Origin of the sequence: Vibrio celticus (assembly GCF_024347335.1) — a bacterium.
GTDB lineage: Bacteria > Pseudomonadota > Gammaproteobacteria > Enterobacterales > Vibrionaceae > Vibrio > Vibrio celticus.
In genome coordinates this window covers 1,735,371-1,757,180 of record NZ_AP025464.1, presented here as the reverse complement: position 1 = coordinate 1,757,180, position 21,810 = coordinate 1,735,371, and the positions used below count along the sequence as shown (strand labels likewise).

Sequence of the window (21,810 nt, the reverse complement as noted above, 5' to 3'; positions counted from 1 at the left end):
CTACCAGATGAGCATTCATTATTGAGTGACCGAGGTTGTAGTTTCGTACGGCGTAAGCAAAAAACCACCTAATTTCAAGTCACTCACGTCATTACTTACCTGCTTTTTCTCGAACGTCAGTCAGCTTAGAAGCGATACGATTAACGCCTTCGTGAGCAAATATTTCGTCCAAGTTCATTGATAGTTTGCGACGCCAGTTAGGGTATTCATCAACTGTACCAGGAATGTTTACTGGCTTGTCCATCTCTAGCCAATCTTCTAGCTGAACGCTCAGTAGTGTTGAACCACCAGCCGCTACGTGCAGTTGAAGTGCCTCAGCAAGGTAAGAGTCCATCGGTACTTGGCTCGCATCGCGGCCCACACCTTCTGGTAGGAAACCATGCCATGCTACTGAATCTAAGATACCTTGCTTGCACTCTAGGCGGTCATCGAACAAGGTTTCTAATTGTTCTGCATCTGGGTATAAGCCAATCTCTTGGCCCATTTTTAGGTCATCACAGTGCCAAAAGCCGCGAAGCGTTGGCATATCGTGAGTACACAGTGCCGCCATAGATTGTGATGCGTAGTGTTTTGGTGAGATGAAACCACCGTCGTCTTCTGATGTTTCGAAGAAGAACACTTTGTAAGAATGCACGCCAGCATCTGCAAGGATGTCGACAATCTCATCCGGTACCGTACCTAAATCTTCACCGATAACGCTACATTGGTAACGGTGAGACTCAAGCGCCAGAATCGACAGCATATCTTGCACTGGGTAGTAGATGTACGCGCCCTTAGTTGCGTTCTCACCCTTTGGAATCCACCACAAACGCAGTAGACCTAATACGTGGTCAATACGCAGAGCACCACAGTGCTTCATGTTTGCACGAAGTAGCTTGATGTAAGCGTCGTAGCTTGTTTCTTGAAGCACTTCTGGGTTTAGCGGAGGTAGACCCCAGTTCTGACCCAAAGGACCAAGAATATCAGGTGGAGCACCGATGCTCGCATCCATCACTAGGTTGCCTTCGTCAGCCCAAGTTTCGCTGCCTGAATCTGCAACACCTACCGCTAAGTCACGGTAAAGGCCAACAGCCATGCCTTTCTCTTCTGCAAGAGACTGTGCATCGTTGATCTGGCAATCCGCTAACCATTGCAGGTACATGTACAGATGAACGTTTTCTAGGTTCTCTTTGATGTACTTCTGTGTCGCAGGGCTGTCGAATGTACGGTACTTCTCAGGGAATACTGGCCATCCCCACATGCCAGAATCTTCTGCATGCAGTTCACCATGTAGAGCATCAAACGCCGCTTGATGCATCAGGCTATCGCCACCCTCTTCTACGAAGGCTAAGAACGCTTGTGCACGGTCGCTGTTTTTGTCTAGATGACGAGTCTTAAATTCTGCGAATAGCAGAGGCAAGATGCTCATCTTAAGCTCAGACACTTCGGTGTAGTTTACCCAGTGTGCTTCACGCGCTTTTTGTAGACGCTGTTGGAACTCTGCGCTGCCTACCGTTTGTTGTGCTTCTGCACTTAATGCGAATTCAGGTACTGAACTCACATCAATGTATAGGATGTTCAACCAACGACGTGACGACGGGCTGTATGGGCTCGCGCCTTCTGGATTCGCAGGGAACAATGAGTGAATTGGGTTTAGACCAACGAAGTCACCACCACGAGAAGCGATATCCGCAACAAGCTGTTTTAGGTCACCGAAATCACCAATACCCCAGTTGTGCTGAGTTCTTAGCGTGTAAAGTTGAACACTGGGTCCCCAAAGCTTTTTGCCTTGCTCGATTGGTGACTGCTTGAAACACGCTTTTGGCGTAATAATCAGTGTCATCTCGTAAGGCTTCTTACGGCGCTTACGGCTCACAATTAGCTTGTGATAACCCCATGCCAAATCACTTGGCAATGCAAACACTAAAGGGCCACCCTCGGCACGCTCGTCACGAACGACTTGAGATTGAAGATAGCCTTCAAGTACCTCTCCTTGCTCGGTTTCTAAGCGCCAGCTGAACTCACTTTCACGAGCACTTACACCTAGATTAAGCGCCACTTCTACTGGCTCACCGTCACGCAAGACAAGAACTGGGTCTAGTACATCTTTTTTGTGTTTTCTTTCTGCAGATTTAAGCAGTGCATCATCGCTGCTTGTATCGTAGCCCAACGAAGCCAATAGAGACGTAATCGTCTCTTCTGATACTTGTGCTTCATCGCCCCACGCACTAACGTAACTGTCGGCAATGTTTGCCATTTCTGCGACTTGTTTTAATACGGTTTGTTCTTTCATCGCTCTCTCCGAAAACGTTCTGACGCTTTCTATTTTGTAGGGTTGTTAATTTAATTTTTACTAATCAATTAGCTTGTGACAATCGGTTTGTAAGCAGCTTGTTGATAAACGAAACTTTTAAGCCTTTCGTTTGCTCACAAGCTAATTGAGCCAAGGCAGAAACTGCCTTGGCTACTTTGGAAGTATTAACGGTTAACCGCTTCAAGTTTCCAGATGTTGTTCACGTAGTCGCGGATAGAGCGGTCTGATGTGAACTTACCAACCAATGCTGTGTTAAGAATTGCTTTCTTAGCCCAACCTGCTTGGTCTTTGTATTGCGTGCCCATGTCTTCGTGCGCTTTCACGTAAGAGGCGAAGTCAGCAAGACATAGGTAAGGGTCACCACCGTCTAGCAGGCTATCAAACGTTGCACGTAGAAGACCTGGTTGACCTGGAGTGAACTCATCGCCAGTCAGTAGGTCTAGAGATGCTTTCAGTAGTGGGTCTGCATTGTAGTAGTCGTATGGGTTGTAGCCCTGAGCTTTCAGTGCTTGAACACCATCAACGTCTAGGCCGAAGATGTAGATGTTTTCATCACCCACTTCTTCACGAATCTCAACGTTTGCACCATCCATCGTACCGATAGTTAGCGCGCCGTTTAGAGCCATCTTCATGTTGCCCGTACCTGATGCTTCTTTACCAGCTAGTGAGATTTGTTGAGAAACATCTGCTGCAGGGATGATGATTTCAGCCATGCTTACACGGTAGTCAGGAATGAATACCACTTTCAGTTTGTTACCGATGCGAGGGTCGTTGTTGATCTTCTCTGCAATCTTGTTAACCGCGAAGATGATCTCTTTCGCTAGGTGGTAACCCGGTGCTGCTTTCGCTGCAAAGAAACATACGCGTGGCTCACACTCGAAACCTGGTTCGTTAAGAATACGGTGGTACAGAGATAGAATGTGTAGCAAATCTAGGTGCTGACGCTTGTATTCGTGAAGACGCTTGATTTGAACGTCAAAGATAGCGTTAGTATCTAGTTCGATACCCATGTTCTCTTGAACCCAATCAGCAAGACGCTGTTTGTTTTCTTTCTTAACAGCCATGAATTCTTTTTGGAATTTCGTGTCTGTTGCAAACTTAGCGATGCCTTCTAGCTGCTCAAGTTTTGCTGGCCACTCAGTGCCGATCTTACCTGTGATTAGCGTAGATAGACCTGGGTTACAGAACTTCAACCAACGACGTGGCGTGATGCCGTTCGTTACGTTAGTCAGTTTACCAGGGAAGATTTCGTTGAACTCAGGGAACAAGTCTTTCTTAACCAGTTGCGAGTGAAGCGCAGCTACACCGTTTACTTTGTAAGAACCAATCACACATAGGTTTGCCATGCGAACCATGCGGTGGAAACCTTCTTGGATGATAGAAAGCTTCGCTTGCTTCTCACCGTCACCAGGCCACATCTTGCGAACTTCTTGCATGAAGCGGTGGTTGATTTCAAAAATGATTTCCATGTGACGTGGAAGAAGACGGTTGATCAGTGATTCAGACCAAGTCTCTAGTGCTTCAGGAAGTAGTGTGTGGTTCGTGTATGCGAACGTATGAGCACTGATTTCCCATGCTTGATCCCAAGATAGACCTTTCTCGTCAATCAAGATGCGCATTAGCTCAGGAATCGCAATCGTTGGGTGCGTATCGTTAAGCTGAATCGTTTCTTGCTTAGGCAGATCTTCTAGAGAGAAGCCTGCTGCTTCGTGACGACGTAGAATATCGCGAACAGACGCTGCTGAGTGGAAGTACTGCTGCATTAGGCGCAGAGTCTTACCTTTCTCGTGGTTGTCGTTCGGGTAAAGAACTTTAGTGATGTTACCTGCATCGATTAGCGAGTGTTGCGCTTCGAAGTAATCACCGTTGTTAAAGCTTGCTAGTGAGAATGGTGCGATTGCCTGACATTCCCAAAGACGCAGCGGGTAAACCGTGTTTGACTCGTAACCTACGATAGGTAGATCCCAAGGCATCGCTTTTACTTCCATACCTGGAACCCAAGTACGAACTTCTTTACCGTCAACGAACTCAACGTCTACATGACCGTAAAAACCAATGTGTTGTGCTAGTTCTGGACGAGCTACTTCCCATGGGTAACCTTCAACACCACGCCATGCGTCAGGTGCTTCTTGTTGACGACCGTCTTGGAAAGATTGTTTGAATAGACCGTACTCGTAGTGAAGACCGTAGCCTACTGTTGGGTATTCTTGAGCGGCACAAGAATCCATGAAACAAGCAGCAAGACGACCTAGACCACCATTACCTAGTGATGGGTCGCGTTCTTCTTCTAGAAGGTCAGTTAGGTTTTGACCTAGCTCTTCCATTGCATGAGTGATCTGTTCGTATAGACCCATGCTGATCAGGTTGTTACCTGTTAGACGACCAATCAAAAACTCTAGTGATAGGTAGTTAACGCTCTTAGCGTTCTTAATTTTTTCATCATTTTCAGTTTCTAGCAGGTCAAAAGTCGTTAGCTCTGCAAGAGCACGACCCATTGCTAGATACCATGAACGGCTGTCTGCTGTTTCAACGGTTGTTGCGTAGGTTGCAGATAAATGTTTCTTAACACTCTCTTGGAAAGACACTTTATCGAAAGTTTTTTGCTGAGTTGGTTTCATTTCAGAAATCTCGCTTTTAATAGTTCTAATTCATCTGTGACATATCGTGCATGGTCACCATAAACTAAACATCCTCCCGCTAATGCAACTGACTAGGAGTAGATGGGAGGGCGTAGGGGGCGTACCGACTTAGGGTTAGTGATCTGACTCTCATGTTCTGACTGCGAACAAAAACTTGGAGTGACTAAGATCACAAGCTCCCGTTCGATAACTTAACTTCAATTGATGTGACTTTTATTTAACCAGATTAAAGTCATTGTTAAATCTGATATTCAGATCACGAAAATAATTTCCAACTCTCATCTTTTGCATAGATTTCCGTGTAGGGATGAACGAAGTCACATTCACAAATCAACCCGCAACGTGAGCAAAGTCTCAAATAAAGGGCGTAGACACCCAAAAACATGCAGGAGTGCAAGGTTTCTGAGGAGGATCGTAGTCGGTAACGTTTTGCTTCACGTAATATGAGTAAAGACTTAAGTAATTAGGCTCATGTCATTGGAGTGCACTCAACGATAGATTGGGATATTCCAGAACATAGCCACGGAATAGGTGTAAAACTTCGATATGTGGATCCCTTCGAAACTGACTCGTCCCGGCCGCTTACATAATGCAATCCTACGACCTAGGGTTCTCGATCTGCTTCACAATGCAGATTGCTATAAGCTTGTGTTGTTCCGCTCTCCAGCGGGCTACGGCAAAACCACCATGGCTGCACAATGGTTGGTAGATAAACCTAATGTGGGTTGGTACAGCATTGATGATAGCGACAATGATGCCTTCCGCTTTATCAACTACCTACTTCAATCACTTAATAAAGCGACTCAAAATGCCTGTCCGAATGCCCAAAAATTGGCAGAAAAGCGACAGTTTTCATCGCTGCATTCTTTATTAAGTGAAGTATTTTCCGAGATGTCGGAATTCCATCACGAGTGCTTTCTGGTGTTGGATGACTATCACTTGGTCAACAATGACGACATCCACGAAGCCATGCGCTTCTTCCTCAAACACATGCCCGATAACCTAACGTTGGTTGTCACCAGTCGTGGTACGCCACCACTTGGTACAGCAAACCTGCGCGTTCGTGACTTAATGATCGAATTAGGTAATGACTCGTTGGCGTTTGATACCGAAGAAACCACACGCTTTTTCAACCAACGCGTAGCCGACGGCATTGATGACACCACGGCAGACAGTATTTGTAGTTATGTAGAAGGTTGGCCTTCTGCACTGCAACTTATCGCGCTACAAGCACAACACCAAAAACGCACTCTTGCACAGTCCGCAGAGTCATTCTCTCACTTTAACCACGCCCATCTTTGGGACTACTTGGTTGAAGAGGTTTTCGACTTGCTAGACAAAGAAACCCGACAGTTCTTGATGCAATGTTCCGTGCTTGATCACTTCAACGATGAGCTTGTGTGTGCACTTACACAGCGTGAAGATGCGTTAGGTATGATCGAATCACTCAACCGTTTTGGTTTGTTCATCTACCCGCTTGAAGGTGAAAAGAACTGGTATCGCTTCCATAACTTGTTTGGTGAATTCCTCGCACATGAGCGCCAAGCTCGAATTCCTCAGCAGGAAGCTGAACTGCATCGAAGTGCTGCAAAAGCGTGGATCAAGCAAAACACACCACACCAAGCACTACGTCACGCACAGCGCGCTGAAGATCCAGAACTGATCATTCAAATCCTGACTGAGCACGGTTGGCCGATGTTCAACCAAGGTGAGCTTTCGTCATTAGAAATGGCGATCAAGCAGCTAACCACAGATCAACTATACAGTGAACCTAAGCTTTCGATGCTACGCGCGTGGCTTGCACAAAGTCAGCACCGTTATGACCAAGTGGGTACTTTGTTGGAAGAGGCAGAGACTCAATATCAAGCTCGAAACATTGAACTCGATACTCAGCAGCAAGGTCAATACAACGCCTTGCGCGCCCAAGTTGCCATCAACAGCAATGAACCTGAAAAAGCGTTAGAACTGGCTGAGCTTTCGTTGAGCCAACTGAACACCACTGTTTATCGTAGCCGTATTGTTGCAACCTCGGTTGTTGGCGAAGTGAATCACGTAATGGGTAACCTCAGTCGTGCGCTACCGATGATGCAACAAACAGAAAAACTGGCACGTCAGTATCAGGTTTACCATCAGGCTCTGTGGGCGATTCTGCAACAAAGCGAAATCTTGATTGCTCAAGGTTATGTTCAAGCTGCATTTGAGCTACAAGACAGTGCATTCAAATTGATTGAAGAGCACCAGCTTCAATACGTGCCGCTGCATGAATTCTTGCTGCGTGTTCGCGCTCAGATCTTCTGGTGTTGGAACCGACTAGATGAAGCGGAAGAGTGTTGCTACAAAGGCTTAGATATCCTTGGTCACCACTCTCCGAGTAAACACCTACACAGCTATTCTATGTTGGCTCGTATTTCATTGAGCCGCGGCGAGATAGATAAAGCGTCGAAGTTTATTGACCAGATTCAGCACCTATTGCGTCAATCGACTTACCACGTAGATTGGACGGCAAATGCTTCTCTTTCTTTGATTCTGTTCTGGCAAGTAAAAGGCGATAAAGAAGCTATCCGTGATTGGCTGAGTGTGGCTGTTCGACCTGAATCGGCAAGCAACCACTTCTGCCAACTTCAGTGGCGAAACATCGTTCGTGCACACATCATCCTTGAGCAATACGAAGAAGCCGAAGAAGCGCTGACCTTCCTTAAGAGTGAAGCCCAGCGTTCGCACCTGATTACAGACACCAACCGCAACTTGATCGTTGAAGCCGTGTTACGTACACAAATTAACGATGAAGACAGCGCACGAGTACTGCTTGAAGAAGCGCTTCATATGACTAACCAAACTGGTATGGTCGGTAACTTCTTAGTCGATGGCGGTACTATCGGGCATATCCTAGATAAGTTGAGCAACAAGCCTGGCTTAGGTGATTTAGAACGTCACCGCGCACAACAAATCATGAAGGATATCTCAACTACGCAACGCAGTCGCTCGGTTCATTTCGATGAAGACTTTGTTGAGAACTTGGTTAATCACCCGAATATTCCTGAGCTGGTGCGCACTAGCCCACTCACCCAGCGTGAATGGCAAGTACTTGGTCTGATCTATTCAGGATTCAGTAATGAGCAGATCGCTCAAGAACTCGATGTAGCGGGTACCACAATCAAGACTCACATCCGTAACCTTTACCAAAAGCTCAACATTGCTAACCGTAAAGAAGCAATCAGCACAGCGGAGAACTTGCTGCAGTTGATGGGGTACTAAAACGGATTCAAGATTGATTCGAGATTGATTCGAGAAAAGTTTAAGCTAGTCACCAATGGTGGCTGGCTTTTTTTTCATCTGAAGTTAGAGCTTAAAAATGTAGGAACTGGAAAAGAAAAAAGACAATCACCAAACGACAGGCAAAAAAATAGCCAACCGCAATAATCGCGATTGGCTCTATATATTTGTGAACAAATCATAAGTTCACTAACAACGTCAGTTGGCTAGGTGACCCTCGGCTTAAGAAGGGTCAATGGATATAATGCAGTTAGCGTGCCAACTTTTATTCAACGTTTTATAAGCCCTGCATCGCATAAAAACCATGAATTCGTCATGCGAATTGCAAAGTGCATTTGCATAATGCAACCAAGATGCAATATCGATAAGAAATCAGTTTCATCGCTGCTCTTAATGACAAATCACTAAGTGGTTGTTATCTAAATGTTAGGCAAATATTCACTTCAACTTATTGCGTTACAATTAATAGAGTAATAAAAGCCTTTCCCCAAAAGCATATTCATACTTTTTTTACACTAAAGTTTGTATACTGCACAAAATCATCCTCAACTCTATGAAGCAATGAATTACTTAAGTACTTTTTTCAAAGGCATGGCAATGGGCGCAGCAGACGTTGTTCCTGGCGTGTCAGGCGGAACCATCGCATTCATCACTGGTATCTACGATACGCTGCTAGAAAGCATTCGCAGAATTAACCCTAGCGTACTTGGCTTATGGAAACGCGAAGGCTTCAAAGCCGCGTTTAACCACATCAATGGTTTCTTCTTGATTTCACTGTTCGCAGGCGTATTCACCAGCATTGCGACATTTGCAAAACTGATTTCTTGGTTATTGGTCACCCACCCCGTTCCACTGTGGTCTTTCTTCTTCGGCCTGATCTTGGTCTCGGTTTTCCATATTCTTAAGCAAGTAGAGAAACGCGATATGATTCGCTTCGTGTTTTTGCTGCTTGGCGTTGCTTTCGCTTATAGCATTACCGTGCTTAAACCGCTGCAAATGGAACCAACCAGCATCAACGTATTGATTGCGGGTGCGATTGCTATCTGCGCGATGATTTTACCCGGTATTTCAGGCAGCTTTATTCTGCTCCTGATTGGCATGTATGGCCCCGTGCTTGGCGCCGTTAAATCATTTCAAGTCGATGTACTTGCGCTATTCCTTGCGGGCTGTGTGATCGGACTGCTGACTTTCTCACATGTACTGTCTTGGCTATTGCGTTCATTCCGCGACTTCACATTGGTATTCTTAACCGGTTTGATGATCGGTACGCTGCCTAAGATCTGGCCTTGGAAAGAGACCATCAGCTGGCGCACAAACTCAAAAGGTGAACAAGTTCCTCTGATTCAAGAAAACCTATCACCGTTTGATTTTGAAGCGGTAACCTCTCAGCCTTCTCAGTTGGTCATGGCGATTGTGATGATGTTTGCTGCGATTGCATTGGTTTTAGGCCTGGAGAAGTTCGCAGAGCGTAACGCTGACTAATCATTCAACGTATTTCTGGAACATGTTCAGAATGGATAGAACTTAGAAATACTAAGCTCACATATCTATTAAACAGACAAAAGCGAAGCCAATGGCTTCGCTTTTTTAGTTCTACCATACGCACAAAATTGCTTTTTGATACAAGCACGTATTGAGGGGTGTGATAACATCGCCGCTCTTATAAAATTAGATGAGAACACGACATGCACTCTGCATTAAAGGTTGCTGCTGTTGGGATCGCTCTCGTGGCAGGCTTTTATGGGCCGCAAGCAATTCAGCAGTTTAAATCAGCGATGGAGCACTCAACTGCCGACGTCAACTTGGATGATTACTGCATGCTTTCAACCACATCGTGTGAGCAGGAATCCATTTCAATGTCGCTTGACCGAGAAACCGCGCAACCTCTTCTACCCACAAAGATAAAGGTAGTTTGGGAAGGTGCTGCATCTGAGACACTGATGTTATCGCTCACAGGTTTAGAAATGGAAATGGGATCAGCGCGTTTTCAATTAAAGAGCATTGGCAACAATACCTATGAAGGTGATGTGATTTTACCTGTATGTACTTTAGATAAAATGACATGGATCGGTGAACTCACTGATGGTGTCGATACTGTAAACCCTGCAATAAGGATGGCAAGATGAGTAGAAATTGGTCGTTAGCATTGGTTGTCGCTTTTGTACTTGGCTTTGGTGTCAAAAGCTACCTTGATGGGCAAAACGAAGCTCAAGAACAGCACGCTGCAAAGCAAGAATTCTCGGCAACAACGCTTTTTGGAAAAGACAACCAACCAATAAAACTCTTTGACGAAACCGACGACAGAATTCGTATCGTTTACTTCGGTTTCACACGCTGCCCAGATGTGTGCCCCACTTCTCTAGCGATGTTAGCCGGAGCACTTAACCAAGTTTCTGATGAAGCAAAAGCCAATATTCGCCCGATGTTTGTTTCTCTCGATCCTGAACGTGATGCCGCTGAAGCCTCGTATGAATACGCGCAATACTTCCACCCGATGATGGAAGGACTAAGTGGTCCATTGGATGTCACAACGACTCTGGCTCATAACTACGGCGTTATTTTCAGAAAGACCAAGCTTGAAGGTTCAGAGTTGGAATACACCCTAGACCACAGCTCATATTTTTATTTTTTAAAGCCCGACGGTACCTTGATTACCAAAGTACCGCACACGTTGACGCCAGCGCCAATTGTTGAGGCTATCAACAAGCTGACGCAGTAAAACGTAAAAACAAAGAACTTACTCAATAAAGTTCAAAAAAGTCAGGTCCCAGACCAAAAACATAAAAATTAAGGACAACAACATGAAGTTAAAAGCACTTGCTCTAGCAGGCTTATTGCTCACCCCTTTTGCTCAGGCTAGTAGCGATATTATGGTTCATGACGCGTACGCTCGTGCAACCCCGCCTTCAGCAGTGAACAGCGCGGTGTTCACGACTCTGATGAACCACAGCGATAAAGATCGCGCTATTGTTTCTGCAACAACACCTGCAGCAGGTAAAGTAGAACTTCATGATGTAATCATGGATGGCGATGTTATGAAAATGCGCCAAGTTCAAGAGATCACCATTCCTGCGAACGGTGAAGCGGAACTTAAACCAGGTAGCCTACACATCATGTTGTTCGACCTAGCAAGCAGCTTAAAAGAAGGTGAGCAAATCGAGATGACACTGACCTTCGCCAACGGTGAAACGCAGACCTTCGATGCGCCGGTTAAGAAAGTAATGAGCGGAATGAAAAAGATGAATCACGATCATCATTAATACAATACAGCACTAACAAACATTCTGTTATAGCTATACAAGAAAACAACCATGATGACGAAAGTTATCATGGTTGTTTTTACTTAATCAAAATAAAGTTCAAAGCTCTCTCTGCTGAGCCATTTTAAATGCGGGACGAGATGTACAACGTTGCACATAACTCATCAAATTAGATTGTGGGATCTCTTGCTGAAAACTTAGCGCCCACGCTAAGGTGTGTGAAATTAAAATATCAGCAATAGAAAACACCTCACCCAATAGGTATTCGTTACTATCAAGTTGTTGGCTCAAAACTGATAAAGCGTTTTGGAACTCCTTTTGACAGACAGGTAAAATGCCATCCTGACGCATATCTTCGGGGTAAATAAAGCTGTGTTTAGCCATCGTCCACAAAGGTTGCTCAAGCTCACAAACCGCAAAAGAGCACCATTTAGCACAAAGTGCCTTTTCTCGATTGTCACTCTTGTCGCTTGGTTTGATTTGCCCCTTACCGTACTCCTGCGCTAAAAACTCTAAAATCGCTGTTGATTCAGACAAGACAAAAGGCTTTGTTGCGTAATTAAATTTAGAGATAGGGCAACCCGTTTTGCTTGTTTTTTAGTCAACACGACAAGTTTCAGGCATACCTAACCCAGTAAGCTTGTTCAACGCTTTTATCATCGCGTAAGTTTCACCCACCTGTGCATTGTAATTTCTTAAACTCAGTTGCCCTCCTAGCAACTGTTTAACTCGATACATCGCTGTTTCTGAGAGTGAACGTTTGTGGTATCCATACCGCTCTTTCCAATACTTATTTGAGCCGTATAATTTCTGGCAACCCACGGCGAGATTTCGAAGGTGACCACGCTCCCAGAAGGCTGCCCCTTCTCTTGGGGGAATAAGCGCAATGGCTCCCTTAATCTTAATAGCAGCGTGACACGCTCTCGTGTCGTAAGCGCCATCACCAGATACCTCAAGGATACTTCGGCGTGTTTGTTTCAGTAAGTTAGGGAGTACTTCTCCATCTGTAACCGTCGATAAACTTAGCTCGGCGGCAATGATCTCATGAGTGTTGGTATCGACGGCAATATGAAGCTTTCGCCAGACTCTACGCTTGCCATCCGTCCCATGTTTTTTGACTTTCCATTCACCTTCGCCATAAACCTTAAGGCTAGTAGCATCAATAGCTAGGTGCTGTATCGCTCCTCTCGTTTTAGTCTTAAATGAAACCTCAACTTGCTTGGCTCTACGACTTATGCAGGTGTAATGCGGACAACTTAACGGTACATGGGCTAACTTAAATATCGAGTCGATAAATCCTTGAAGCGCTCTCAATGGCATAGAAAAAACTCGTTTCACCATGAGTGCTGTCGTGATAGCTAAATCACTGAACCGACGCGGCTTCCCGCGCTTATTCTGTTTACTTTGCGTCCACCCGCTTATTGCTTCTTCATCAATCCAAAAGGTCAGAGAGCCACGGTTAATGAGTGATTGGTTGTATTGCTTCCAGTTGGTTGTTTTGTAACGAGGCTTAGGCATAGGGCTACGAGAGAGGGTGGAGGTAGCTGATCAGATCGTAGGTTCTTGATTTAGTTCCATTGAATTACGCAACAAAGCCCTCTTTCTCTGTTAACCCCGCATGTTCAACACGCACTTTTACAAAATACATTGAAACCTCTCAAACTATAGTTCAGCTTCCCCCATCACTCTGGAAGTAGGAAGTAGGAAGCTGAGTTTAAAAATTCATATTTAGAACTTAAAACCTGTCCGGTCTAACCCATCAAGAATATCTGCCCAGTAATAGACCAAGTTGAAACTGAAGGTGCTCATTTGCGCTTCGCCAGCACCACCATCATTAATGGTCGTCTGATAACCCAATGAGGTATTCAAATTACGCGTAAGATCCGTAGCAACCGTAAAGCCAACGCTTGAAAAGTCCTGACCCTCAAAGCTTCCATTGTTGGAAACTTGAACATTACCGCTGTTGGTATAATCACCTGATTTCACGTAGGAGTAGTCCAAAGAAACCCACACATGTTGGCTTAAATCGTAAGTCAAATGAGCACCGAGGCTGTAACCTAAATCAGTGCTTTGAGAGCCGCCTCCATACATGTCGTCATTATCGCCATACCAAGTGACAGCAGGTAGGAGTTCTAGCGAAGCACGCTTACTTGGCGCCCACACATCTCCTAACTGATACATCATCGGGAAACCCACTCTTCCCCACAATCTGTTCGTGCCCATGTTAATCGCTTGATCCGAGTCATATTCACCAAGCGGTACGCTTAAGTCGACCAATAAGTCCATTTGAAAGCCCGGTTGATAACGAATCGCTTTAGGTAGCTCATCTAATGCTGGAGAACCGATTAGCCCAATCGTAAATTCAAAAAATGGGTCACCGATACCATTAGTTGAATAATACTGAATAGGCACATTGGATACTGTTTGCCCACCACTAGTTACTTGCCCCGTCGCTGTCACATTCATGTTGCCAACAGGTTGTAAGTAGGAAATACGAGCTGACCTGTCACTAATGGGGAAGCTAATCGAATAGCCCGCTAACGCCATTGTTCCTTCTAAATGAATGTCATCAATACCGGGTTGTGGTAAATGAGCATTACCGTTGTCACCTAATGTAGGGTCAAATGGGTTAATATTTCCGTCAAAGCTGATCCCTAATATAGGTATCGCTTCTACTCCTAGTAACGTACGTTCATAAAACCTTGGAGGTAATGTCAAAGCACTAGCACTGGTAGAAACAATGAGCCCGGCACCCACGAGGTATTTAGTCATTTGATTAACTGAATCTGAATTTATGCTGAATCCTTTCATCATTATTCCTCCTCCACTTGCTTAGGTTCTGCCATCATATCTTGAGGTGGCGTCCATCCTTTTTTGTACAAACCAGGCGGATACTCTGAGCCTTCATCATTGCCCTCTTCAAAACGAAGAGGCCCATCCCACCAATCACTTTCATGGAAATTTCGGCTGCCAAGAATGACATTGTTCTTTGGCACATATTCGTTTTCATAAATTGAGACGAGTTCATTCAATATCTCTGGATGCTTATCAGCTAGGTCGTAACGTTCAGAGAGATCTTTCTCAATGTTATACAGTTGCCACTGCTCATTACCCCAAGGCTTAATATTATTAGAGATTTTCCACTCGCCGCGACGTAATGCTCGTGAGTTACCACTCTCCCAACCAAACCAATCCTCTCCCGTTCGAACCGTTGCCTCAGGATCATTTAACATCTCAAGCCAAGATTTAGCCTGAGTGTATCCATTGGGGAAATCTTGATTGGTCATTTCAGCTAAGGTCAAGAAAATGTCTTGAACATGCATAAAATCATTACGAATACTTCCGGGCTTATGCGGGCTATCTTTCGCCGGTTTAACAATCAGTGCATTACGAATTCCACCTTCCAAGGCAAAGTCTTTATGTCCAAAGAATGGTGCAGCCGAAACTTGCGCCCAACCGGGATCGAGCTCGGTATAGTTATTCTCTGTGCCTTGCAAACGAATATCACCTTGATCAGACCAGTTTCTTGCTTTGAAAATGTAATTTTTCGTTCCAAACGTCGTGATTCTGTCAAAAGTGCCGTTGCCCTCAGGGCCGTTGTCTCCAAAGAACAAAATCATGGTATTGTCATATTCGCCACTGTCCTTCAAGTACTGTATTACACGGTTAAGATGATGATCCATGTTGGTCATCAAGCCAGCATAAAGCTCCATTTCTCTTCCTAGTGCCGCTCTGACAATTGGTGCGAGCATCTCACTATCCGGCACGAACCAATATCGCTCCGCAAGTTCAGTAAACTCAGGAATAATACCCAGCTCTTTTTGCTTGTTATAACGAGCTAATCGTACTGCAGACCAACCTTTGTCATACTGCCCTTGATACATGCTTCTCCACGGTTCATCGACATGCAAAGGATCATGAGGCGCTTGGTAAGAGAGGAAAGCAAAGAAAGGCTTGTCATCCTTTGCTTTATTATCTTTCATGAAAGACAGCATTTTATCGGTGTAAGTCTTACTCGAGTAATAGTTATCTGGCAGCTCTTTAAGGTACTTTCCGTCTTCAGTAAATTGTAGCTTTGGTGCCTCTTCCCACATCGCTAACATACTGTAGTGGCTACCATGATCATCCAGCATAACGAAATCACGATCAAAACCTCTCGCTCTTGGAATCAAATTAGGAAAACGCCCCAGATCCCATTTGCCACTAACAAACGTCGTATAACCCGCTTCCTTCATAAGATCACCTAGGGTGACAAATTCTTCTCGAAGGAAACCCTCATACCCAGGTTTGCCCTTTTGGTTTGGTGCAGTGAATAGACCCATAGTACCGGCGCCCGCACGGTGATGATCAACGCCAGACATTAGCGAAGTTCGGGTTGGGGTACATAAAGGATTGGTGTAATAGTTGTTAAAACGTAGCCCTTCGTTCGCGATAGAATCGATTGTTGGCGTTTGAATTTCACTACCAAATGCACCAACATCTGAAAAGCCCATGTCATCAGCGGTGATGATTAAAACGTTCGGCTGTTTTTCTTGTGCCAACGAGGTATGAGCGTACATCAAAGTGAAACTCATCAGTAAGCTACTGAACACCCGATATTTTCTTTCTTTGTTCATATCAAAATAACCTGAGCCTCTTATTCAATTTCTGTTTACTGGTCTCAATAACCACTTATTTTTCCTCTTGCTTAGTAATCCAATCAATTACCATGTATTCGAATTCTTTATGACTGTCTTGATAACAAAAATGGCCACTGTCTTTAAACACTGTTAATTCAGCATTCGGCATGCGTTCAACGAGACGTTCCCCATTCTCGACATAGAGAATGGCGTCGTTTTCTCCCCAAAATATTTGAGTAGGTAACTCAATTCTCTCGAGAAGTGGATCAACCGTTGTTAAACTTTTTGGGTAATCTTTGAACCATTGCATTACGGCGGGCATTCGATTGCGATACGATGCGATATAGTCCGAAACCTCTTCTTCATTAGGGCGATAGTTTGTATAACAAACCTTGATACAGCCTTGAATTAAAGACCCAGATCCTGTCACTTTAAAGACAGTGCGCCAAAATGATGAGCCGACCATTTTGCGAATGGCACTTGCATTTGACGAAGGGTCAATCGCTGGACCATCACCTATCAATAGGCTTTTTACATCGTTGTCATAAGTGCCCGTGTAATAAACGATCGCCGGCATACCAACATCAGGCCCTAATAAGTGTGGTGATTGAATATCAAAATGATTCAAGAAATCTTTTAAAAAGTCACCTTGAGCCTTGAAAGACATATATTCAAACCCGCCAGTACTGCCGCCGAATCCTGGCATATCGTAGGCATATAGGTTGTAGTATTCAGCCAACCCTGTCCAAATAGGGGCATACGCAAGAATGCTTTGAGGAAAAGGGGAAAGCATCACAAGAGTCGGTTTACCAATCGCTTCAGAATGTGCGTATCGTATATCGACACCATTTATCTTGGTTCGCTTTATTGGCATGGATGGTGTCGTTTCAAATGTTGGGAACATTGGATAGTCGTTTTTTCTTCGCAACTGCTCCAAGCTTTTATATTCAGAAGTCAATAACATCAGTGCCGATGCGTTAATACGATCAAACACGCTAATTTTTTCTATCTTAGGAGTATGTGTCATTAATTAATCTCTATTTAATTCTCTGAAGTTAAAAGACGCTGAAACCATGATTAAAAATTTCCATCCAATTTATTTATGGTTCTCAAAAAATAGTATTGGGGTTTACTAAACTCAGTATTTACAGCTATCAACAATTGTAGTTAACACCATTATTACTAATATTATCGCCACTACTTTACCGATATATTTGATGTTAACTAACATCGTTGGGGTCTGTTAAAACTCGTTAAATTACGTCATTTATGCTATGTTTATGACCTAATTCACAGAGGTTTGGATGGATCAATGACTATCAACACAACTTACTTTATAAGGGTAAATAGCCTGATGAATTTGTATTACAACGTATGTAATCAATATTATTCAGATCCAATCTCCCCACAGACAATTCCCCAATCCGCGTTTAATCACACAATGAACCTGTTGCCCATTTCTGAGGTATTTCAGCTTTATGAAGAACTCGAATGCTATACAAAAAATCCAAACTTTATGCTCGAGGCTGTGCGCCATTTCCGGGTCGAAGACTTGGGCGGATTAGGCCAATGGATGTTCTCTGGTCATGACTTAATGTCGACGATAAGAAAGGTAAATTACGGCATGGGGTGTATTCAATCCGGTGCTTTTTGGGTTGCTGCACCTGCGGGGTCTATCATCAAGTGGACTTACAACAATCAGTATGATACGGAACACTTAGACGTTCATGACAGTATTAGAGTCGCTGTTTTGATGTTAAAGATATTGAAGAAATACCTTGGGGTAGATTTCGCTCCGATGCGCGTATTACTTTCTGGGGAGCGTGCGGATGAGAACCTATATCGAGACTATTTTGGCTGTGACGTAACATGGAATCATCATCAAACAGAGATCTGGTTTCATTCCAACTTACGCTTGGCAAATCTGGCTGAAAATCAAGATACCAAACAAACCTTTTCTTTAAATTTTGAGGACTTGGATCGATGCTTAGATATGCCCGATCCAAGCGATGATACTAAATTGGTTTATGAGGCCATCAATTACTCATGTCACTTTGGATTACCGACGCTCGAAAGAGTATCGAAATTATTTGGTCTATCTACACAAACATTTCAACGCAGATTCCACAAGTATGGCCATAACTTCACCGAAATGTGTGGTTTTGTCTTGAGTAATAAAGCCGTCAAGATGCTAAGCCAATCAATGCCTGTCGACGAAGTTGCCCACAAATTGGGATATAGCCACCTAGACAGTTTTACACATATGTTTAAGAAACATCGAGGCATGACACCAAAGCAATACCTCAAGTCATTAGAATAAAATAGAACATCCGCAAAATGTCTCTACTTGCGGATGAGAAAGATTGCATCACCTCGCTAGATGGCTTGGATACTGATCTCGACACGGCGATTGCAGGCTCTTCCGTCTTCGGTTGCATTGTCACAAATAGGGTAACGTTCACCAAGGCCGCTGGTACTGATTCGTCCACCTTTCACTTTTTGATTCACTAAGTAAGCTTTTACTGAATCAGCACGTTTCTCAGACAACTGCTGATTAGAAGCATCATTGCCAGTACTGTCAGTATAGCCGTTGATCTGCAAATACGAATCTGGGTACTCGACCAATATTCTCGCAACACCATTCAATGAATTGTATACCGTCGCTTCAAGTAGGTATTCACCAGAGCGAAAACCAATGCCGTTTTCCATCACCAACACTAACTCATTTTCACCAACACGCTTTACTTGAACGCCTGAATCTAGCAACTCCTGACGCAAAGCTTCCTCTTGTTTATCCAGTGAGTAGCCGACTCCCCCACCGATGAGACCGCCAGCCGTTGCCCCAATTAACGCTCTCTTTTTCCGTTCTTTTGAATTATCTCCAGACAGGAGACCAATCGCAGCACCAGACAAAGAACCAATCGCAGCCCCTTTTGTTGTGGAATTCGTTTCCATCTCACCAGTCGTTGCGTCCTGACGTTGAGTCGCCTGACAGCCCACCAAGCTCGTTAATAGCAACAGAGAGATAATAGGTTTAATGCATCTTTTTATTTCAGAAGATATGAATAGCATAAATATATTCCAGTTAAATTTAGACTTTCGATTAAATATTCACTGAATAGCAAACATATTAAAATTACAGACCACGACTGTGGTCCGTAATTTCATTAATAATCTTATTTTGAATAATTCGGAATTAAATAACCGAATTAACTCTGGTTCTAGCTCTAGCTCTAGCTCTAGCTCTAGCTCTAGCTCTAGCTCTAGCTCTAGCTCTAGCTCTAGAAAGAGTAGAAGTAATAGAGCTGCGACTTCATACGTAAAATGATTCCACGTATTACATCAAGAAACGCCATAAGCTCTGTTGGCTTTTCTCCGCTAATCCAAGCTAAACCAACCGAGCCGACTGGTACGCTATAGCCTTCAGGTTCAAAGACTTTCAACCTAACAAAGTGATGTTTGTTTTGTAGGTTCTTGCCTGTCGTAGAGCGAACATTCTGGTCAAAGCCAAGCAAGTTACTTTGCGCTTCGCCGGTTGCTTCAATAATACCTTCAACCTCTGCCGTGAATACTTTCCCTGGATAAACTGGCGTTGAACGAAGCCGCTCTGCGGCAGAAAAGATACTCTTCTGATAACCATACTCTTTAGTACCACCATCATATCGATGGTGCTTTACTGGAGAGTATATTATGACGCCTTCCGAACAACTACGTTTCGACGATCTACATCAACAACACCTTACTCAATTAAAGCTTCAAGGAAAACGTCCAAAAACGATCCAAGCTTACTCACTCGCAGTTAGACGAATAACACAGTACTTTGACCGCTGCCCTGACACGCTAACGATTGAAGATTTACGACGATACTTCAGTCAACTTATAGGACAAGTCTCATGGAGTACCATTAAGCTTGACCGCTGTGGGCTTCAATTCTTCTATAAACATACGCTGGATAAACAATGGGAATGGATAGGTATTGTTAAGCCACCTAAAGTAAAGCGGCTCCCTAATATCATATCCCCAGAGCAAGTCGCTCAAGTCATCAACGCGACTCGAGAGACCCGCTACAAAGTGCTGTTTCTCACCATTTATACAATGGGGCTAAGAATCAATGAAGCGCTTCACATTACTATTCCTGATATTGATAGCCATACCATGCGAGTCCATATTCGTCATGCTAAGGGAGGTAAAGATAGGCTGGTTCCAATCCCAAATCGAACCCTGCATGCGCTTCGTCGCTACTGGTGCACCCATCGACACCCTAATCTTCTTTTCCCAAGTAAAGGGAAGTGCTGTGATGTTAGCCCTAACGATCAAGGTGCTCAAAAAGCACTAAAGAAGGTCATCAACGAATGTGGTATCTACAAACGAATTACACCTCACTCTTTACGTCACTGCTTTGCGACACACCTTCTAGAGCAAGGGTTAGATCTGCGTTCGCTGCAAATACTACTGGGCCATAGCAGCCTAAATACCACCGCTCGCTACACACAAATGACTCAATTGAAATTGCACGATGCGAATCAGGCACTCAACCAGTTGGCCGATAAGCTTCGCCTCGATTGGGAGCTGAATGTATGAGCACTTTTATTGAGTTACTTCGCCAATACAAGAATCAACTTGAGTATAAATACGGCTATCGTTTTAGCACTGACACCAGAAAGGCGATTGCAGCGATGTTACGCTGCAAGACTGAGAAGCAAGGGTTATCACAATGGTATTGCTCACACTGTCATCATGATGACAGACTGGCCTTATCGTGTGGTAATCGGCATTGCCCCCAATGCCAGCACAGTACCACATCAGGTTGGCTTGAAAGACAGAAGCGAAAACTGTTACCCACTCACTATTATATGGTGACGTTTACTGTGCCTTATGAGCTTAGGTCTTTGGCTCGTCGAAATCCAAAGGCTCTTTATCAAGCGATGTTCACTGCTGCGTCCTCAACATTGAAAGACTTTGCTCGTCGGCAATCAAAAGGTGAACTAGGGTTTACCATTGTCCTTCATACACACAGTCGAAAAAGAGAGTTACACCCTCACCTCCATGTCATTGTTGCAGGGGGGCAATATGATTCAAAGAGGCATGAGTGGCAAGGGGAAAAAGGGCTACTTATATAATGAATTCGCATTGGCAAAAGTATGGCGAGCTAGGTTGTTAGACATGATTCATCACGATGCAGAGATGATGCTGCCTCAAAATGTGCCTAAAACATGGGTTGTTGATTGTCGATGTGTCGGGTATGGACTTCATGCCTTAGAATATCTGTCACGATACCTTTATCGAGGCGTCCTTCCAGATAACGATATCCTCAACATCACTGAAAGTGATGTCACTTTCCAGTATCAAGACAGTCAAACGAAGCAGCGACAAACACGTACGCTCCCCATACTTGAGTTTTTATGGCTTATTTTACAACATGTGCTTCCTAGGGGTATGCAACGAGTACGAGATTATGGCTTCCTTCGAGGCAATGCTAGACAGCTATGCGTTCAAATCCAATTATTCTTTTACCAGAGAGCATTGCTTCTGAATTAGAAGCCACACCTAAAACCTCGAGCTGTACGGCCATGCCCTTGCTGTCAGAGCACGATGGCTTGTGTGGGGATAACTCGACCGATCTAGCCGAAAGGCAAACGATAATAAGGAGAATAGCATTAACTATAACTAAAAAGGGAGGGTGTAAATATATGATATAAATCAGAAAACTAAAGGTGTGATGCTAC

15 protein-coding genes and 2 pseudogenes are annotated in these 21,810 nt (G+C 44.2%); 8 read left to right on the top strand and 9 right to left on the bottom strand.

All coding sequences use genetic code 11. The annotated features are described in order from the left end of the window. Window positions 1-91: 91 nt before the first annotated feature. Both malQ and OCV19_RS23670 read right to left on the bottom strand, forming a co-directional pair. Window positions 92-2,272: a 4-alpha-glucanotransferase gene (malQ, locus tag OCV19_RS23675; RefSeq protein ID WP_059017551.1), complete on the bottom strand. Its 2,181-nt coding sequence runs from the start codon at window positions 2,270-2,272 to the stop codon at window positions 92-94. A 185-nt stretch (window positions 2,273-2,457) separates the two neighbouring features. Then, window positions 2,458-4,911 carry a glycogen/starch/alpha-glucan phosphorylase gene (locus OCV19_RS23670; RefSeq protein ID WP_065676453.1) on the bottom strand — a complete coding sequence of 818 codons (2,454 nt, stop codon included), beginning with the start codon at window positions 4,909-4,911 and terminating at the stop codon, window positions 2,458-2,460. Between the two features lie 567 nt (window positions 4,912-5,478). Between OCV19_RS23670 and malT the strand changes: the two genes are divergently transcribed. The 5 genes from malT to OCV19_RS23645 all read left to right on the top strand — a co-directional run bounded on the left by malT (window position 5,479) and on the right by OCV19_RS23645 (window position 11,465). Next, entirely contained in the window at window positions 5,479-8,187 is a 2,709-nt protein-coding gene (gene malT / locus OCV19_RS23665) for an HTH-type transcriptional regulator MalT (RefSeq protein WP_065676452.1), read from the top strand. 579 nt (window positions 8,188-8,766) lie between these two features. Next, window positions 8,767-9,687, top strand: coding sequence for a DUF368 domain-containing protein (locus OCV19_RS23660; RefSeq protein WP_017064236.1), 921 nt, complete (start codon window positions 8,767-8,769; stop codon window positions 9,685-9,687). Between the two features lie 203 nt (window positions 9,688-9,890). Then, the gene (locus OCV19_RS23655) at window positions 9,891-10,331 is read left to right on the top strand and encodes a hypothetical protein (protein WP_065676451.1); all 441 of its coding nucleotides are present in this window, start codon (window positions 9,891-9,893) and stop codon (window positions 10,329-10,331) included. Next, window positions 10,328-10,924 (top strand): SCO family protein, encoded by a 597-nt coding sequence (locus OCV19_RS23650; protein ID WP_065676450.1) that lies wholly within the window; start codon window positions 10,328-10,330, stop codon window positions 10,922-10,924. Before OCV19_RS23655 ends, OCV19_RS23650 begins: the two co-directional genes overlap by 4 nt. Before the next feature lie 82 nt (window positions 10,925-11,006). Then, window positions 11,007-11,465 carry a copper chaperone PCu(A)C gene (locus OCV19_RS23645; RefSeq protein ID WP_065676449.1) on the top strand — a complete coding sequence of 153 codons (459 nt, stop codon included), beginning with the start codon at window positions 11,007-11,009 and terminating at the stop codon, window positions 11,463-11,465. A gap of 99 nt (window positions 11,466-11,564) precedes the next feature. Here the strand turns inward: OCV19_RS23645 and OCV19_RS23640 are convergent, their stop codons facing one another. The 5 genes from OCV19_RS23640 to OCV19_RS23620 all read right to left on the bottom strand — a co-directional run bounded on the left by OCV19_RS23640 (window position 11,565) and on the right by OCV19_RS23620 (window position 17,111). Continuing rightward, window positions 11,565-12,002 (bottom strand): glutathione S-transferase family protein, encoded by a 438-nt coding sequence (locus OCV19_RS23640; protein ID WP_065676448.1) that lies wholly within the window; start codon window positions 12,000-12,002, stop codon window positions 11,565-11,567. A gap of 60 nt (window positions 12,003-12,062) precedes the next feature. Continuing rightward, window positions 12,063-12,983, bottom strand: a complete 921-nt coding sequence (locus OCV19_RS23635) for an IS5 family transposase (RefSeq protein WP_065676447.1) — start codon at window positions 12,981-12,983, stop codon at window positions 12,063-12,065. A gap of 210 nt (window positions 12,984-13,193) precedes the next feature. Further along, window positions 13,194-14,279 carry a transporter gene (locus OCV19_RS23630; protein ID WP_065676446.1) on the bottom strand — a complete coding sequence of 362 codons (1,086 nt, stop codon included), beginning with the start codon at window positions 14,277-14,279 and terminating at the stop codon, window positions 13,194-13,196. After that, window positions 14,279-16,081, bottom strand: coding sequence for an arylsulfatase (locus OCV19_RS23625; protein WP_083994308.1), 1,803 nt, complete (start codon window positions 16,079-16,081; stop codon window positions 14,279-14,281). The genes OCV19_RS23630 and OCV19_RS23625 overlap by 1 nt, the downstream gene beginning before the upstream one ends. A gap of 55 nt (window positions 16,082-16,136) precedes the next feature. After that, window positions 16,137-17,111 (bottom strand): alpha/beta fold hydrolase, encoded by a 975-nt coding sequence (locus OCV19_RS23620; protein ID WP_083994306.1) that lies wholly within the window; start codon window positions 17,109-17,111, stop codon window positions 16,137-16,139. A 285-nt stretch (window positions 17,112-17,396) separates the two neighbouring features. Between OCV19_RS23620 and OCV19_RS23615 the strand changes: the two genes are divergently transcribed. Then, on the top strand, window positions 17,397-18,404 hold the full coding sequence (locus OCV19_RS23615; RefSeq protein WP_065676444.1) for an AraC family transcriptional regulator: 1,008 nt from the start codon (window positions 17,397-17,399) through the stop codon (window positions 18,402-18,404). A gap of 56 nt (window positions 18,405-18,460) precedes the next feature. Here the strand turns inward: OCV19_RS23615 and OCV19_RS23610 are convergent, their stop codons facing one another. Continuing rightward, the gene (locus OCV19_RS23610) at window positions 18,461-19,123 is read right to left on the bottom strand and encodes an OmpA family protein (RefSeq protein ID WP_065676463.1); all 663 of its coding nucleotides are present in this window, start codon (window positions 19,121-19,123) and stop codon (window positions 18,461-18,463) included. 242 nt (window positions 19,124-19,365) lie between these two features. Next, a pseudogene (locus tag OCV19_RS23605) lies at window positions 19,366-19,680 on the bottom strand (HlyD family secretion protein); the annotation flags it as partial. Window positions 19,681-19,774: 94 nt separating this feature from the next. Here OCV19_RS23605 and OCV19_RS23600 point away from each other — a divergent pair. Together OCV19_RS23600 and OCV19_RS23595 are read left to right on the top strand one after the other, a co-directional pair. Next, window positions 19,775-20,665 carry a site-specific integrase gene (locus OCV19_RS23600; protein WP_065675778.1) on the top strand — a complete coding sequence of 297 codons (891 nt, stop codon included), beginning with the start codon at window positions 19,775-19,777 and terminating at the stop codon, window positions 20,663-20,665. Continuing rightward, window positions 20,662-21,709: pseudogene (locus tag OCV19_RS23595) on the top strand (IS91 family transposase). The gene OCV19_RS23600 and the pseudogene OCV19_RS23595 overlap by 4 nt, the downstream one beginning before the upstream one ends. The last annotated feature ends 101 nt before the right edge of the window (window positions 21,710-21,810 follow it).